Source organism: Pseudomonas sp. NFACC04-2, assembly GCF_900119265.1.
GTDB lineage: Bacteria > Pseudomonadota > Gammaproteobacteria > Pseudomonadales > Pseudomonadaceae > Aquipseudomonas > Aquipseudomonas fluorescens_AA.
In genome coordinates, this window is record NZ_FPJC01000002.1 from 297259 (window position 1) to 312920 (window position 15662).

At 58.3% G+C, this 15662-nt stretch carries 17 protein-coding genes; 10 read left to right on the forward strand and 7 right to left on the reverse strand.

Annotation, left to right across the window (positions count from 1 at the left end; translation table 11 throughout):
* Positions 1-106 precede the first annotated feature (106 nt).
* From choW to BT125_RS03545, 5 genes are all read left to right on the forward strand, one after another.
* Positions 107-955: a choline ABC transporter permease subunit gene (gene choW / locus BT125_RS03525; RefSeq protein ID WP_072405193.1), complete on the forward strand. Its 849-nt coding sequence runs from the start codon at positions 107-109 to the stop codon at positions 953-955.
* Positions 952-2175 carry a choline ABC transporter ATP-binding protein gene (gene choV, locus BT125_RS03530; RefSeq protein WP_072405194.1) on the forward strand — a complete coding sequence of 408 codons (1224 nt, stop codon included), beginning with the start codon at positions 952-954 and terminating at the stop codon, positions 2173-2175. The genes choW and choV overlap by 4 nt, the downstream gene beginning before the upstream one ends.
* 29 nt (positions 2176-2204) lie before the next feature.
* Entirely contained in the window at positions 2205-3143 is a 939-nt protein-coding gene (locus BT125_RS03535) for a LysR substrate-binding domain-containing protein (RefSeq protein WP_072405195.1), read from the forward strand.
* Between the two features lie 139 nt (positions 3144-3282).
* Positions 3283-4539, forward strand: a complete 1257-nt coding sequence (locus BT125_RS03540) for an aromatic ring-hydroxylating oxygenase subunit alpha (RefSeq protein ID WP_072405196.1) — start codon at positions 3283-3285, stop codon at positions 4537-4539.
* Between the two features lie 9 nt (positions 4540-4548).
* On the forward strand, positions 4549-5685 hold the full coding sequence (locus tag BT125_RS03545) for an FAD-binding oxidoreductase (RefSeq protein WP_072405387.1): 1137 nt from the start codon (positions 4549-4551) through the stop codon (positions 5683-5685).
* An 83-nt stretch (positions 5686-5768) separates the two neighbouring features.
* On the opposite strand, the gene BT125_RS03550 is transcribed toward BT125_RS03545, so the two are convergent.
* Complete coding sequence (locus tag BT125_RS03550; protein ID WP_072405197.1) at positions 5769-6209, reverse strand: hotdog fold domain-containing protein; 441 nt, start codon at positions 6207-6209, stop codon at positions 5769-5771.
* A gap of 163 nt (positions 6210-6372) precedes the next feature.
* Between BT125_RS03550 and BT125_RS03555 the strand changes: the two genes are divergently transcribed.
* Both BT125_RS03555 and BT125_RS03560 read left to right on the forward strand, forming a co-directional pair.
* Positions 6373-7011 carry a TetR/AcrR family transcriptional regulator gene (locus BT125_RS03555; RefSeq protein WP_072405198.1) on the forward strand — a complete coding sequence of 213 codons (639 nt, stop codon included), beginning with the start codon at positions 6373-6375 and terminating at the stop codon, positions 7009-7011.
* A 196-nt stretch (positions 7012-7207) separates the two neighbouring features.
* Positions 7208-7471, forward strand: coding sequence for a hypothetical protein (locus tag BT125_RS03560; RefSeq protein WP_003203536.1), 264 nt, complete (start codon positions 7208-7210; stop codon positions 7469-7471).
* Positions 7472-7745: 274 nt separating this feature from the next.
* On the opposite strand, the gene BT125_RS03565 is transcribed toward BT125_RS03560, so the two are convergent.
* The gene (locus BT125_RS03565) at positions 7746-8063 is read right to left on the reverse strand and encodes a type II toxin-antitoxin system RelE/ParE family toxin (RefSeq protein WP_072405199.1); all 318 of its coding nucleotides are present in this window, start codon (positions 8061-8063) and stop codon (positions 7746-7748) included.
* The gene (locus BT125_RS03570) at positions 8060-8296 is read right to left on the reverse strand and encodes a type II toxin-antitoxin system ParD family antitoxin (protein WP_072405200.1); all 237 of its coding nucleotides are present in this window, start codon (positions 8294-8296) and stop codon (positions 8060-8062) included. The genes BT125_RS03565 and BT125_RS03570 overlap by 4 nt, the downstream gene beginning before the upstream one ends.
* A 124-nt stretch (positions 8297-8420) precedes the next feature.
* Between BT125_RS03570 and BT125_RS03575 the strand changes: the two genes are divergently transcribed.
* Positions 8421-10433: a DKNYY domain-containing protein gene (locus tag BT125_RS03575; RefSeq protein WP_072405201.1), complete on the forward strand. Its 2013-nt coding sequence runs from the start codon at positions 8421-8423 to the stop codon at positions 10431-10433.
* Between the two features lie 49 nt (positions 10434-10482).
* Here the strand turns inward: BT125_RS03575 and BT125_RS03580 are convergent, their stop codons facing one another.
* The 3 genes from BT125_RS03580 to BT125_RS03590 form a co-directional block, all read right to left on the reverse strand.
* Positions 10483-11253 carry a molybdopterin-dependent oxidoreductase gene (locus BT125_RS03580; RefSeq protein ID WP_072405202.1) on the reverse strand — a complete coding sequence of 257 codons (771 nt, stop codon included), beginning with the start codon at positions 11251-11253 and terminating at the stop codon, positions 10483-10485.
* On the reverse strand, positions 11246-11869 hold the full coding sequence (locus BT125_RS03585; protein ID WP_072405203.1) for a cytochrome b/b6 domain-containing protein: 624 nt from the start codon (positions 11867-11869) through the stop codon (positions 11246-11248). Before BT125_RS03585 ends, BT125_RS03580 begins: the two co-directional genes overlap by 8 nt.
* A 72-nt stretch (positions 11870-11941) precedes the next feature.
* Complete coding sequence (locus tag BT125_RS03590) at positions 11942-12553, reverse strand: hypothetical protein (RefSeq protein ID WP_072405204.1); 612 nt, start codon at positions 12551-12553, stop codon at positions 11942-11944.
* A gap of 218 nt (positions 12554-12771) precedes the next feature.
* Here BT125_RS03590 and BT125_RS03595 point away from each other — a divergent pair, with 218 nt between their 5' ends.
* Together BT125_RS03595 and BT125_RS03600 are read left to right on the forward strand one after the other, a co-directional pair.
* Positions 12772-13467 (forward strand): heavy metal response regulator transcription factor, encoded by a 696-nt coding sequence (locus BT125_RS03595; protein ID WP_072405205.1) that lies wholly within the window; start codon positions 12772-12774, stop codon positions 13465-13467.
* Positions 13440-14834, forward strand: a complete 1395-nt coding sequence (locus BT125_RS03600; RefSeq protein WP_072405206.1) for a heavy metal sensor histidine kinase — start codon at positions 13440-13442, stop codon at positions 14832-14834. Before BT125_RS03595 ends, BT125_RS03600 begins: the two co-directional genes overlap by 28 nt.
* 20 nt (positions 14835-14854) lie before the next feature.
* On the opposite strand, the gene BT125_RS03605 is transcribed toward BT125_RS03600, so the two are convergent.
* Entirely contained in the window at positions 14855-15613 is a 759-nt protein-coding gene (locus BT125_RS03605) for an SDR family NAD(P)-dependent oxidoreductase (RefSeq protein WP_072405207.1), read from the reverse strand.
* Positions 15614-15662: the final 49 nt, after the last annotated feature.

Consider the following 15662-nt stretch of genomic DNA (forward strand, 5'->3'; position numbering starts at 1 on the left):
GCGATATCAGGACTTCAAACCCGCCGTGCGATGGGATCAGCCATACAGTCCTGTGCCCGGGTGGTTGCGTTCGCGAGTCATTTCTTCCATCAGCCGGATTAGTGATATGTGGATTACACAAGAGAAACTTCCCTTGGGCGAGATCATTGCCCGGTATGTCGATTGGTTGACGCAGCATGGCGCAGACATATTCGACGCTATATCCCTGGCGTTGTCCGGGACCATCACTGCGTTGACGCACGCCCTTCTGTGGTTCAACCCCCTGGCTTTGATCGCGATATCTGCACTCCTGGCTTATTACATCCAACGCAAGGTCAGCCTGACACTTTTCGTCGCCTTTTCATTCCTGCTGATATTCAACCTCGGCTACTGGCAGGAAACCATGGAGACCCTGGCCCAAGTGACGTTCGCCACATTCGTATGCGTGATCATCGGCGTACCGCTGGGCATTGTCGCCGCGCACAAGCCGATGTTCTATACCCTGATGCGTCCGGTGCTCGATCTGATGCAGACCGTACCGACCTTCGTCTACCTCATTCCTACCCTGACCCTTTTCGGTCTGGGTGTGGTCCCGGGCCTGATCTCCACGGTGGTGTTCGCGATTGCCGCGCCCATCCGCCTGACCTACCTGGGCATCCGCGACGTTCCGGACGAACTGATGGACGCCGGTAAAGCCTTCGGCTGCTCCCGCCGCCAACTCCTGTCGCGCATCGAACTGCCCCATGCGATGCCAAGCATCGCGGCCGGTATCACCCAGTGCATCATGCTGTCGTTGTCGATGGTGGTGATCGCCGCGCTGGTGGGTGCCGATGGCCTGGGCAAACCCGTGGTCAACGCACTGAACACCGCCGATATCGCCATGGGTTTTGAAGCCGGCCTGGCGATCGTGCTGCTGGCCATTATCCTCGACCGAATCTGCAAACAACGGGAAACCGTGAAAAGAGGTGACGTATGAGCATCATCCGTTTTGAAGACGTCGACGTCATCTTCTCTGCCCGTCCGAAGCCCGCCCTGGATCTGCTCGACCAAGGCTTTTCGCGGCCGGAGATTTTTCAGAAAACCGGTTTGATCGTCGGTGTGGAGAAAGCCAACCTGGAAATCAACAAAGGTGAGATCTGCGTACTCATGGGCCTGTCCGGCTCGGGCAAATCCAGCCTGCTGCGTTGCATCAACGGCTTGAACACCGTCAGTCGTGGCAAGTTGTACGTCGAGCATGAAGGACGGCAGATCGACATCGCCTCCTGCTCCCCCGCCGAATTGAAGATGATGCGCACCCAGCGCATCGCCATGGTGTTCCAGAAATTCGCCCTGATGCCTTGGCTGACGGTGCGCGAGAACATCAGCTTCGGCCTGGAAATGCAGGGCCGTCCGGAAAAGGAATGTCGCAAGCTGGTGGATGAGAAGCTCGAGCTGGTGGGCCTGACCCAGTGGCGCAACAAGAAGCCCGACGAACTGTCTGGCGGCATGCAGCAACGGGTCGGCCTGGCCCGCGCTCTGGCGATGGACGCCGACATCCTGCTGATGGATGAACCGTTCTCGGCCCTCGACCCGCTGATCCGCCAAGGCCTGCAGGATGAATTGCTCGATCTGCAGCGCAAGCTGCACAAGACCATTGTCTTCGTCAGCCATGACCTGGACGAAGCCCTGAAGCTGGGCACGCGGATCGCCATCATGAAAGACGGCAAGATCATCCAGTACAGCAAGCCGGAAGAGATCGTGTTGAACCCGGCGGATGACTACGTGCGCAACTTCGTCGCCCACACCAACCCGTTGAATGTGCTGTGCGCGAAAAGCTTGATGAGCCCACTGGACCAATGCGTTTTGGCCCGCGACGAATATTGCCTGGATACGGCTCAAAACCTGTGGATGGTGGTGAACCCGCAGCGTCATCTGACCAGCGTTCGAAAAGGCGCCACCACTGCACACGTCCAATCATGGAATCCGACCGAGCGAATCGACACCTTGGCGCGACAACCGACTTGCGTGCCGCCGATCACCACCATGCGCGAGGCCCTGCAGATTCGCTACGAAACGGGCCATCCCTTGATCGTGCGGAATGAGACCAGTACCGTCCTGGGCATTCTGGGCGACGGTGAACTGTATCGGGCACTGTTGGGGCACAACCTGTCGCACCCTGTGCTTGCTGAACCCGCAAGAGAATCTTCGGTGGCGTGAGTCACCAGGCACGGCGTTGGAACATACCTATGCAACCCAGCGATATCGATAAGAAGGTCAAGGGCTATCGGCGGTTGATACCGTCGATGACGGCGTTGCTGGAATTCGAAGCCGTGGCGCGGCTGGCCAGTTTCACCCTCGCCGCCCAAGAGCTGGGGGTGACGCAGGCCGCCGTCAGCAAACAGATCCGGTTGTTGGAAGATACCCTGGAGACCAAGCTGTTCCACCGCCTTCATCGGTCGATCAAGCTGACGCACGAAGGCTATGTCCTGCATCTGGTCGTCGCGGAGTCCATTCAGCGCATGGCCAGTGTCTTCGACAAAATTGCCGAGGGCATTGGTGAGCAGGAGATCACCATCGCCTGCACGGAGGCGTTTTCTCATTTGAGAATACTCCCCCGGTTGATTGCACTGCGCACCCTGCAACCGAAGTTGAAGTTGCGCTTGCTGACGCAACAAGTCTCGCCCAGTTCATACCGCGATGATGTCGACCTGGCCATCCGTTTCGGCAATGGCAAATGGGAGGATGGCAGTTCGGTTTTCCTGTTCGATGAAGAAGTGTTTCCCGTTTGCGCGCCGGCCTGGCTTGCCGCCAACGCAGCCCCTTCATCCGTTACCGATTTCCTGGACACGGCGCTGATTGATTCGGACTCCACCCTGGAAGGCTGGATGACCTGGAACCGCTGGTGCCGGGAGCTCGGCGATATGCGCCCCAAGCTCAACTATTCATTTCGCTGCAGTTCCTATAACGATGCGATCGAGGCGGCTATCCAAGGCCACGGCATTGCACTGGGATGGAGTCGGCTGATCGCGCACCGGCTCAACAGTGGTGAACTGATCAGGATTACGCCCTACGTGGTCAAGCCAAAAGACGCTTATTACCTGGTTATTCCGAGCGGTCGGAAACTTGAGCCCATCACCCAGGCTCTGATCGATTGGCTGCGCGATGACAGCCATCTAAACCATTGATTAAATAGAGGTTAAAGACCACTTTCACGCATAACGCAAAGTTATGCGAGCGTGAAAATAAAGCGCGTTGACGGTCTTATCCCACCTTTCCAAACTGTACTCGCCGCCTGATCAACTTTGCGTTTGAGCGAGACCCATAATGACAATCAATACCGTGAAGACCCACCGCGAACTTCTGACCGACCGCACGCCGGGCCATGGTATGCCTGGCGGTTTGTTCGGTCGCCAGGATATTTTTGAAACCGACGTCGATATCTTTTTCACCCAGCATTGGATTCTGGTGGGGGTCACCAGCGACGTCCCCGAACCCGGTGATGTTTCCACCCTCGATATCGGCAAATCCTCCATCCTCCTGGTACGCGACGATGATGAGCATGTGCAGGCGTTTCGCAACGTTTGCCGGCACCGCGGGGCGCGCTTGAAACAGGCTGGCAAGTCAACAGTGGGCATGCTGGTCTGCCCCTATCACCAGTGGACCTACGACCTGGACGGTAGCCTGAAACATGCGGCGCACATGGGCCAGGAATTCGACCCGACCTGTAAAAGCCTGATCCCGGTGCATACTCGGATCGTCGGCACCCATGTCTTCGTCTGCCTGGGCGACGAACCGCCGGAAGACATCCTGTACCTTGACCAGGTCATGACACCGCGTTTCGCCCAGTATAACCTCGCCCATTCCAAGATCGCCTACGAATCGGAAATCATCGAGAACGGCAATTGGAAGCTGGTGATCGAGAACAATCGCGAGTGTTATCACTGCGCCGCCACCCACCCGGAATTGACCACCTCTTTCCTGCCCGAAGATTTCGGTTTCTGCACCGACGGGCTGGGGGAGGATTCACTCCAGGCGCTGGCGGAGTATCACCGCCGCAATGCCGAGACCAAGGCCAACTGGGAGCGCGAAGGTTATATCTGCGATGTCGTCGAACACCTGGGCGAAGACGCCGTGACCCAGTTCCGCTCGCAGCGACTGGCCATTGCCGGCAACGGCGAATCCCAGACCCTGGACACCCGCGTGGCGTGCACCCGGCTGTTTGGCGAGCTCATGCGCCGCGACTTGGGCGACGTGCATTTTTGGACACACAACTCATGGACCCACATCATGAGCGACCATGCCGTGGTCTCCTACATCATCCCTCTGGCGCCCGATAAGACCCTGGTGCGCACCAAATGGCTGGTCCATGCCGATGCCGTCGAAGGCGTCGATTACCAGCTGGATAAGCTGACCGAAGTCTGGGTCGCGACCAACCTGCAGGACGCCAGCCTCGTCGGCATCACCCACAGCGGCACCCAAGATCCTGCCTACACGCCCGGGCCGTTCTCGGCCTTCACCGAAACCTATGTCGACCAGTTCTCTCGCTGGTACGCGGCGCGTCTGGCCGCCCATGGCGTGTGAGCAATGATCATGACGACTTACGAAAACCCGACGCGCCCTGGACATGCCAGCGTGGTCCAGCGCTTTACCGACCCGGCCACCTGGGGCACGTTCGGCGCGCAATGGCACAGCGGTGAACAGAAAACCCTGCAATGCTGCGCTGTGCGCCAGGAAACCCATGACGTCAAAAGCTTCATTTTTCGCTGTGCGGACTTCAGCGCCCTGAGCTTCGAGCCCGGTCAATTCATCACGATCTCGCCGGTGATTGGCGGGCAGACCATTGCCCGCTGCTACACCCTGTCGTCCGCCCCGACCCGGCCGTTTGCGTTTTCCATTACCGTCAAGCGCGTACCGGGGGGCACGGTGTCGAACTGGCTGCACGACCACCTCAAGCCCGGCGACAACCTGAAGGCCTCCGGCCCGGCGGGCAGCTTCACACCGGTCGGCCATCCGGCGGCCAAGTTGTTGTACCTGTCCGCCGGTTCCGGCGTAACGCCGCTGATGTCGATGACCCGGGCCGCCTGCGACATGGCCGGCAACCTCGACATCGTGTTCGTCCACAGCGCCCGCACGCCCGCCGACATCATCTTCCATGGGGAACTGACGCGCATGCAGGCCGCCATGCCGGGGTTGCGGGTCATCAGTGTTTGCGAAGGTCTCGGCGACACCGCTCAATGGCAGCAACCGATAGGCCGGCTCGACTTGTCGTTGTTGAGCCAGCACGTGCCGGACTACAAGGAACGGGAAATCTTCACCTGCGGTCCCCAGGGTTACATGGAAGCGGTCAAGTCGCTGCTCAGGGAAGCGGCATTCGATTTCGCCCACTACCACCAGGAAAGCTTCGACATCGCCGCATTGAATGAAGAACCGTTGATCGAGCAAGCCGCTTTACTCAATCAACAGGACGTCTTCACCGTAACCCTGTCGCGGTCGGGCAAGACGTTCAGCATGCCGGGCAATCAGACCGTGCTGTCTGCCGCCAGGAAAGCCGGCGCGATCGTGCCTTCCTCCTGCAGCCAGGGTATTTGTGGCACCTGCAAGACGGCCCTGCTCCAGGGCACAGTGGACATGCATCACAACGGCGGTATCCGGCAACGGGAAATCGACAAAGGCCTGCGCTTGCTGTGCTGCAGCAAACCCACTTCAGACTTGGTCCTTGATCTTTAACCTTGCCTCAAGCGTCAGCCGCTTGCGTCAGTGGTTGATGGTGCCTCTGGCGGAAACGGCCGACGGCTGATGGGCCAGGGGACCTAGCCGACTTTTACATTCATGGTGATGCGCGCCGTGAAGACTTTCACGCCGCCCTCGTCGAAGATCTCGACCGGGACAACCTTGTCCCCCGAGGTCTGCCAGTCGATGTCGCTACCGTCGGCAATGGCGTGGATGGACGTCTTGGCCTTGGCCAGGTATTCCACGGTCATGCCTTTGGGGATCCAACGAGCCCCGCCAGGGATGGACACCTCGGTCATCATGCCGCCCGCCAGCTCTGCCGCGTTGCACAACGCGATCGCATGAACGGAGGCCAGGTGATTGGTGATTTCCTTGCGGAACGGCACCTTCACCTCACTGCGACCAGGGGCCAACAGCGAAATTTCCGGATGGATGGTGGCGAAGTACGGTGCCATCTGGCAGGCCATACTGCTGAAAGCGGACGGACCAACGCTTTGGTACATGCTGAGAGTCTGGCTCATGGGGTATCCCTGGTCAGGTGGGCTGGAGACATGAACAGAACATTACTCTTTTACAGAATATCGCTCTGTTACAGAACAGTATTCTGTAAATGCCCTGCCTGTCAATCGCTCGTGCCGGGCCTTCGTTTCAATTACCATGGCCACTTTTTGCCTGGGCCGAAAAATGGAACCTGTCGATCTCCTCGAGCGCTGCTACCCAGGGCGTCGTGCCGAGTCCAAGCGGCACATCCTTCGATGTGCCCTGGCGCTGTTCAACCAACAGGGCATAGAAGCGACCACCATCGATATCATCCGTACCGAAAGCCAGATGAGCGTGGGAGCCATTTATCACCATTTCGAAAACAAGGAAGGCTTGGTCGCGGCGTTGTACATGACCGCCCTGGACGATCAGGCGCGGCTGCGGGACAGCTACCTTGGCGCTGTCACCTCGACCCAGGAGTGGGTGCATGCCCTGGTGTTCAGCTACGTGGATTGGGTGGTCAGCCAACCCGATTGGGCGCGGTTCCAATACCAGGCGCGCTTCGCGGTCGCGCGCAGCGGCTTCAACGAACGGCTCGCCGAGGCGAATCTGGCCAGGAACGCCGAGCTCAAGAAATGGTTCAGCGACCCGGCCCACCAGCAGGATTTGCAGGACCTGCCTTTCGAGCTGATCCCGTCACTGATCATCGGTTCGGCGGAGAGCTACTGCCGCGCCTGGCTCTCCGCCCGCGTCAAACGCAGCCCTGAAGACTACCGGCAGCAATTGGCCGAGGCCGCCTGGCGCGCCGTTGGCATTCACCCCAGTGCTTCGTCGAGTGCCTGATCCATCCGAACAGACTCACTGCATAGCTTCCCAGCCTCAGTTACGCAAAGCGACCGCTCGACGGTGCGCCAATTCCGTCAGGCGCACCTCTGGGCTCAGCGCTTTTCTGCGATCCACCTCAAAAACGGCCAATAACGGCCGATACCCAGGGTAAGACCCCGACACTTGGGGCGCAGGACAGAACGGTAGGTCAGTCATGACAGAGATTTATTTGCTGATAGCGCACGGCACGGACCAGGGCGAAGCTTACGTACTGGGCTGGTTCGACGACCGGAGCAAAGCCCGGGAAGTGGCCGAGCAGAAGGAATGGGAAGCGTACCGCGCCAGCCTGAAGGAGAAACACCCATGGTCCAGCCACAAGCCGCTGGCACCGGACCAGACGGACTACCGCCGCTACTGGATCAAGACCATTTCCAAATTCGAACATGTGCCAGTGCCAAGGTCCTTCGCGGTCCATTGATCATCGCGCATGAATATTCGACGAAACGAGCGTTATCGGTGGCGGTCTAGACGATTAAGCCCATCCGATGAGAGCGTTCTTATGTTGAAATTCCTTGGCGGTACCGTAGGTATCATTTTCCTGATTGGCCTGATCGTGGTGATTGCGCTGTTCAAGTTCATTTTTTGAGCGTGGCAGCGGGGATCTTTGGTTTGGTGGTCCCTATTTTCAGGCGTAAAAAAGCCCAATCTTTGCAGATTGGGCTACGTCATTGTCGCCAACGGGTTCGCTTGATTCATGATGACATCCATTCAGGAATGTCCCGCATGGCGTGTAGAAATCGCCATACGTCAATGTGTTCGTTGCACTCCACGTAGAACACCAGATAGGGATAACGTTTCAGCGGCCAGCAGAGTAATCCGGGGACATCCAGCTCATGGGCGTACCTGGACATACCCGATGCCGGATGGCGGCTGATGTGCATATAGGCGTTTTCCAAGGCGTCGATGAAATTGAGTGCCGCCTGCTCTGCCTGCTCGCCTAGGTAATAGTTGATGGCGTCCTCTACATCCCGGCTGGCAAGAGCTCGCGCAATGACGGGTTTCGCCTTCATCCTCTCCCCTTGCGCACCTTGGCCCGAAGGGATTCGAAGTAGTCGCCATTCACAGGAGCAGTGGGAGCAGACTCCGCCCCGGCCAGTATCAAGCCACGCAGGTGCTGCCGATCCTGATCCTTGCGAATCAGCTCCCGCACATATTCGCTACTGGTGCTGTAGCCTCTCTGGCTAACCTGATCATCTATGAATGATTTGAGAGCGTCCGGCAGGGAGATGTTCATGGTACTCATGACTTTGCCTGTTTTTTGACAAAATTTGCCAAAGTATACACTCTTGGGCCAGCCTCGCCAGGGGTCGAACTCGGGTGAAGCTTGTCGTCTTTGGCCAACCATGAAACGTGCAGATCGCAATGACATGACAGACATAGAGACTGCTATTGCTGACTGGGAACCGCTGAACCTTGAATGGCATCAAGGCTTCGCATTCATGGACGGTGTGCTGCTGGGCGACGGGCAAGTGCCTGATGTGTACATCATGCTCAACCCTCAAGGCACACGTCCCGGCGAGTTGGCACAATGTGCCAGCGCTGGGCACTATCCGCCCTCGCCCTTGCTGGCCGGTCAGCCGGTTTGGCGGCATCGACGCAACCCTTGGATCTTGCGTGGCCCCCTGCGTGATTACTACCTGCTTCCGGCCTACCGGGAGCGCCATGGCTACTACGCGCTGCAGCCCCTGCCGTTTCGGTTCGACAAGGGCCTGGAAAGCCTCGGTCACCAGTACTGGCGTGACGCAACCGGCGCTTATTGGTTCGGCGAATACGCGATCACCCAAATCCACGAGGCGCAACCTAACAGGCTGGCCCTGTTGGCAGCGTCCCCAGCCTCGGTCACTTCAGCGTCCGCCCTGTTCTGCGACGGTGCGCATCTCTTTTTGCAGGGGCACATTATCGCCAGCGCCACGGCGCGGGTGCGGTATTGCAACCACCCGTCCTATCGAGTGATCGACGATCAAGTCTATAGGAGCTTCAAGCCCCTGCACCAGAAGGACGGCACGCCGCTGCCGGTCGCCAACCCGGACGACTTCCGTATGCTCGCCCAACGCTGGGGGACCGATGGGCAGTCGATCATCGTGCAAGCGCAGCAAGGCTCGAGCGTTTCATACGAGTACTTCTACCGCATCGACAATGCCGACCTGGCGACCTTCACCGTGCTTAACGAACGCTACGCCAAGGACAAGCAACGCGCCTATTACCTGACTGGAAAAACCATTCGCTACGTGGGCGACTTCCACCTGCTGCAGTGCTGGCAGCCGGCGTTCGATGCGTGCGGTCGCGTGGTCAGCGCCAGCGAATACGAGGATGAGTATTTTGCCGTGGACGACCAGTATGTCTACGCCGCCGGGACCCGCCTGCGCGATGCCCATGGCCCGAGTTTTCGTCACTTGGGGTTCGATTATTACCGTGATCACCAACACGTCTATCGAGGCCGGAAACGCCTCGATGTCGACGTGGAAAGCTTCGTCGTGACCCAGCTCTTTCACCATGACCAGGATTACTCGCCCGTGCTGGTCGGTGACAAGCACGGCCCGCTGGGCTCTGGCGGCATCATCGATGCGGCCATGCACGAGGCGTGGGCGCCTTACTTCGAAGCCCATCCGCAGCTGGAAGGTTATTGGTGGCACCGCTTGCAGGCACGGCCTGAAGCCGCGCAAGCGCACACGGAAACGCTGGCGCTACAGGCCATCGGTCTCGGTTTCGAAATGGGCGACCAGGTGTATTTCCATGGACGCGTGATCAACGGGCTGGACGCAGCGAGTTTCAAATTGCTGGACACGCATCTGTGCGGCGATGCCAACGGCTTGTATCTGATCCCATTCCATAACGCCGACACGGAAGTCCCCGAACGTTTTTCCACGGAATCGGCGGAACATTTTCGCTCACTCGGCCCACCCTACCTGACCGACGGCAAGACGGTGTTCTGCCACCGGGTTTTTTACCATCCCCCGGAACCGATTCGTAAGGCACAAACGGCCTCTTTCGAGTCCTTCGGGCATGGCTGGGCGAAAGATCAGGACACGGTGTATTACTACGGTGAGGCGAAAAAACGACTACATCCGTCGGATACCCGTATTCTCGGCACTTACGCCGTAAGCCCTACGCTGATCTTCTCGGAAGGCAAGCCACTGGGCGTGGCGTTCGATCCCGACGAGGTCCGCGTGCCCCATCCCGACTTCCTGCAACTGGGCACGCGCAAGTTGTTCTGTCACCGACGCCCGCTGAGCGCCAAGCGGATCGACCTGGCCACCCTCGAATTTCTGAATGATCGCTACGCCCGTGACAGGCATCGGGTCTACCATTACGACGGTTATGGGACGCTAACCGAGGTCGATGAAACGCAGTATCGGGAATCGCTTGGTCTGCCGGCGTGACCGAGGGTATCGACTGTAACCTTTTCCAGTTGTTCAGGCGTTTGCTTCATCAGATCCCGCTAAACCAGTTATAGCCCTGATCTTCCCAATACCCGCCTGGATTATCATTACTGACGAAAATCTCAACGATATGCTTGGGATTTTTGAAGCCCAGCTTGGTCGGCACTCGAACCCGGAGTGGATAGCCATACTCCGGCGGCAACGCGACTTCGCCGTAATCCAGTGCCAGAAGCGTTTGCGGATGCAATGCCGTCGGCATGTCCAGGCTGGAGTAATAACGGTCAGCACACTTGAAGCCGACAAAGTTAGCCGTGGTGTCGGCCCCAATGTGTTCCAGGAAGGTTTTCAGCGGCACGCCACCCCACTGCCCGATGGCGCTCCAGCCCTCAACACAGATCAGACGCGTAATGTCAGTGCGCTGCGGCAATTTACGCAAACCTTCGAGGGTCCACGGCGCCTTGTCCCGTACTCGTCCGGAGACGGCTAGCGAATAATCGGGCAGGTCCACTTCCGGGATATCGCCCTGACCGTAGAAGGCATTGAATGGAAATGGCGTGGTCATTTGCGCCTTGGTGAAGGTCGGCGCCAGTTTCTGCCCGCTGAACAGCCAGGCCTGAACCCGGTCGTTCCAGCGCGACATAGCCCACAGCACCTTATCGACCTGATCGCCGTCCTGCAGGTTACAACCGCTCAGCATCGCCATCGCACCGACGGTCAAGCCACCCCGGAGAAAGTTCCGGCGCTGGATATTTTCCAGCTGAAGCTGCTGTGCGGGCTCAAGCTTGATGCGCTGAATCGCGCGCTTTTTGGGCTCAATCATGGTCGGTTTTTCCGCTTTCAATGGGCCGGACGCCACCCGTGATCATGGGCAGCAAGGTTTTCGGCACCAGCATCACCAAGGTCAGATGCACAATCACGAACGCGCCAATCACCGCCATCGCCGCGAAATGCACGTACCGGGCAATGTCGTAGCCGCCCAGGAGCGCGACCAGTTCTTGCAGTTGGATGGGCTTCCAGATCGCCAGTCCCGAGACGACGACCAGTACACCTGCCGCCAGCACCATCCAATACATCAAGCGCTGCACCGCGTTGTAAACGCCCTTCTCGTGCACCAGTCGAAAGCGCAGTGCATCGGTCAAATCATGTTTTAGCGCTGGGAGGCTGATCGGCAACCAATCACGTTTGAAATGGCGGCTGATCAACCCGTACAGCACATAGACAAGGCCGTTGATGAACAGCAGCCACATAAACGCAAAGTGCCAGGCCAGTGAGCCGCCAAGCCAGCCGCCCACCGTCAACGCCACCGGAAACTTGAAGGCGAACAACGGAGAGGCGTTGTAAATCGCCCAACCGCTCATGAACATGCAGGTCATGCCGACGGCGTTGAGCCAATGCGTGAGGCGGACGGGCCAGGGATGGATGGATTCTTTACTCATGTTTTTCCCACTCAGAAATCATCCGTGCGCTGGAGCGATGCCGGACGGCGTCGCTCCAATCTGTTCAGGTGATTACATCGGTGGCTGGAATCCATCCTTACCGACGGCAATACCGCGTGCGGTTGTGCCACCCTCGGCCGGGAACACGACAATTTTCGCGCCTTTGACCAACTCATTGGCTTTGCCTGGTTCTACGTAGGCGATGGGTACATCTTGCGGCACGACGAGTTGCTTCTCGCCGCCCTTGTAATTGACGGTCAGCGTGCGGCCATTGGCTTTGGACAATTTGCCCACGGTGCCGTTGGTCATGGTGCCTGTGCTGCCATCCGCATTTTGCCAACCATAGTGACCTTCACCGCTGCCCTTGAGGCTGGACTCGAATACGGTGACTTCCAGCGCCTTCAGCGAACCGTCGGCCTGTGGAATGGCTGCAGAGCCCACGAAGCTGTCGGCTTTGATCGAATCGATATCAGTCTTTGATACCCGGTTGATACCGGTCTTGTCAGTCAGGCCTATGGTCTGCTGTGCGCCGGAACGGGTGGTGAAGGTCAGCGTGTTGTTGCTGACACTTTCAACGGTGCCCCGCAGCGGCTTGATCACCGGCATATCGGCCGCAGTGGCCATGACAGCGGCACTGAGCATCAGCAAACCGAAGGTGGTGGACAGAGCAGTCTTGAGCTTCATTGCGACAATTCCTCACGGGTTTAAGTGCCGCTATCCTCACCCCCGGATCGGGACCTCACGATGACCGCCGAATGACATTTCTGTCATTCGCAACGACGCCTTTACGAATGACAGAAATGTAACCGACTCAACCTTCTCAGCTGGTTACACTGCAATCCTGAGAGACCGATACCGCGGGTTGAATCCCGTTATAAAAGAGACCCGAGCTCCCCCTGACGATGCATATCCTGCTGATCGAAGACGACACCAAAACCGGCGAGTACCTGAAAAAGGGACTTGGCGAGTCCGGCTACAACGTCGACTGGACCCAGCACGGCGCCGATGGCTTGCACATGGCCCTGCAAACGTCCTACGACCTGATCGTGCTGGATGTGATGTTGCCCGGCATCGATGGATTTCAAATCATCGAGCTATTGCGCGCCAAGCAAGATGTGCCGGTGCTGTTTCTCACCGCTCGCGATCAGTTGCATGACCGCATTCGCGGTTTGGAACTGGGCGCCGATGACTATCTGGTCAAACCGTTTTCCTTCACCGAATTGCTGTTGCGCATTCGCACCATCCTGCGCCGTGGCGTGGTGCGCGAAGCCGATCATTTTCACATCGCCGACCTGGAGCTGGACCTGGTGCGTCGCCGCGTCACGCGCCAGCAGCAAGTGATTGTGTTGACCAACAAGGAGTTCGCCCTGCTGCATCTGTTTCTGCGCCGCGAAGGCGATGTCCTGTCCCGGGCGCAAATTGCTTCGGAAGTCTGGGACATGAATTTCGACAGCGATACCAACGTCGTGGACGTGGCCGTCAAACGCCTGCGCAGCAAGGTCGACCAGCCCTACCCGATCAAACTGATCCATACCATTCGCGGTATCGGCTATGTGTGCGAGGTGAGGCCATGCGGACCCGACGCCAACCATCCCTGACCCTGCGCTCGACCCTGGCGTTCTCGCTGGTGGCCATGCTCGCCGTGGCCGGGGCCGGGTTCTACTTGTACCAGTCGATGAAAGCCTCGGTACTAATCTACAGCGATCACGCGGTCATGGGCCGTCTGGATCACTTCCGCAAACTGCTGCATTACGAATTGGCCATCGAGAAGCTGCGTGACAGCCCGCAGATTTTCAAGAACATGCTCGACAGCGAAGACGATATTTTTATCATCGAGGAGCCCGGCCAGCAGCCGGTGATCCTGGTCAATCCACTGAACGTCACGCTGCCCGATCTGCCCGTGATCGGCCCAGAGGCGAAACTGAGCGTCAACGACCTGCGCAGCGGCGTGACCGACTCCGGAACACCGCTGCGCGCCGCTTCCGTACAAACCACCTCGGGCGGGCGTGAAGTTCGCCTGACTGCCGCGCACATCATGGGCAAGGAAATGGCCATGCTCGCGGCGTTTCGCGAACGTATTTACCTGGCCGTGACCTTGGCCTTTCTGCTCACGGCGGTGCTCGGTTACGTGCTGCTGCGTCGCGGTCTGCGCCCGTTGCGCAAAATGGCCGCCCATGCCGCAAACATAACGCCTGAGCGACTCGACAGCCGGATGGACAGTGCCGACACACCGGTTGAACTGCAACAACTGAGTGACGCCTACAACGCGATGCTCGACCGCCTTGCCAAGGGTTATCAACGACTGACGCAGTTCTCCGCCGACCTGGCTCACGAAATACGCACGCCGGTGGGTTCGTTGATGGGGCACTGCCAGGTCGCCCTGCGCCAGCCCCGTAGCGAGGATGACTATCAGGCGCTTATCGCCTCGAACCTTGAAGAACTGGAGCGTATTTCCCGGATCGTCGAAAGCATCCTGTTCCTCGCTCGCGCCGACGAAGCGCAATCGCTGGTCGAGCGCCAACCACTGTCGCTGCATGACGAATCACAGCGCATCGCGGGTTATTTCGAAGGCCTGGCCGAAGAGCGGCAGATGTCCATCAAGATTATGGGCGATGGCACCGTGCACGCCGATCCTTTGCTGCTGCGCCGAGCACTGAGCAATCTGGTCGCCAACGCGATTCGCTACGCCGACGAAGGCAGTGAAATTCTGATGCGCATCGTTGCAGTCGACGGCGGCTGCCGAATTGAAGTGGAGAATCAGGGCCCCGTGCTAAGCGACGAAACCCTGAGCAAACTGTTCGACCGTTTTTACCGCGGCGATGCGTCCCGTCACCAACGCTCCGACTCATACGGCCTCGGCCTCGCCATCGTCATGGCGATCATGCAATTGCATGGCGGTAAGGTAAGTGTCGAACAGCCCAAGCCCGGAACCATCCGTTTTTCGCTTTTATTCCCCACAGCCTGAGTGCCACAAGCGGACGTCGCTTAGATTTGTGAAAGACCACCGTCGACCATCAGTTCCACGCCGTTGACATAACTGGCGTCAGCGGAGGCAAGGAACAGTGCGGACGACGCTATTTGTTCCGGCTGGGCCATGTAGCCCAGCGGCACGATTTGTCCTACGTGATTTCTGAGGGCGTCGATCTGGCTCTCATCCATCTTCAATCCGTTGTCCATCAACGGCGTCCGGGTAAAACCAGGGCTGAGCACGTTCGCGCGAATCTTTCGGCCTTTAAGTTCATTGGCCCAAGTACGTGCAAATGAACGCACCGCAGCCTTTGAGGCATTGTAAAGACTCAGGCCTTCCATCCCATTGCTGGAACAAATGGAGGCGGTCAGCACGATTGACGAACCATCCTTCATCAAAGGCAACAGCGTCTGAACGGTGAAAAATACGCCCTTCACGTTTATATCGAACATGTTGTAGTAAGCGGCCTCAGTCGTTTCGCCCACAGGATTTTTTTCGCAGATACCGGCATTGGCAAACACCACATCGAGTTGACCGTCCCGGCCTTCGATCAATGCCTTGAGCGAATCCAGATCGGCCTGCTGAACGACATCGGACACCACTGCCACGGCATTCTCGCCCAGGGCGGTAACCGCAGCGTCCAACGTCGTCGCCGAGCGTCCGGTGATATAGACGCGTTTGGCACCCTCGGCTAACAGCGCCTGGGCAATCGCAAAGCCGATTCCAGTCGAACCGCCGGTGACGACCGCTACTTGATTGATAAATTTACCTGTCATGTGTTGACTCCTAAGTGACGCATTTAGGGTGAGTTGAAGATTTGGCAAC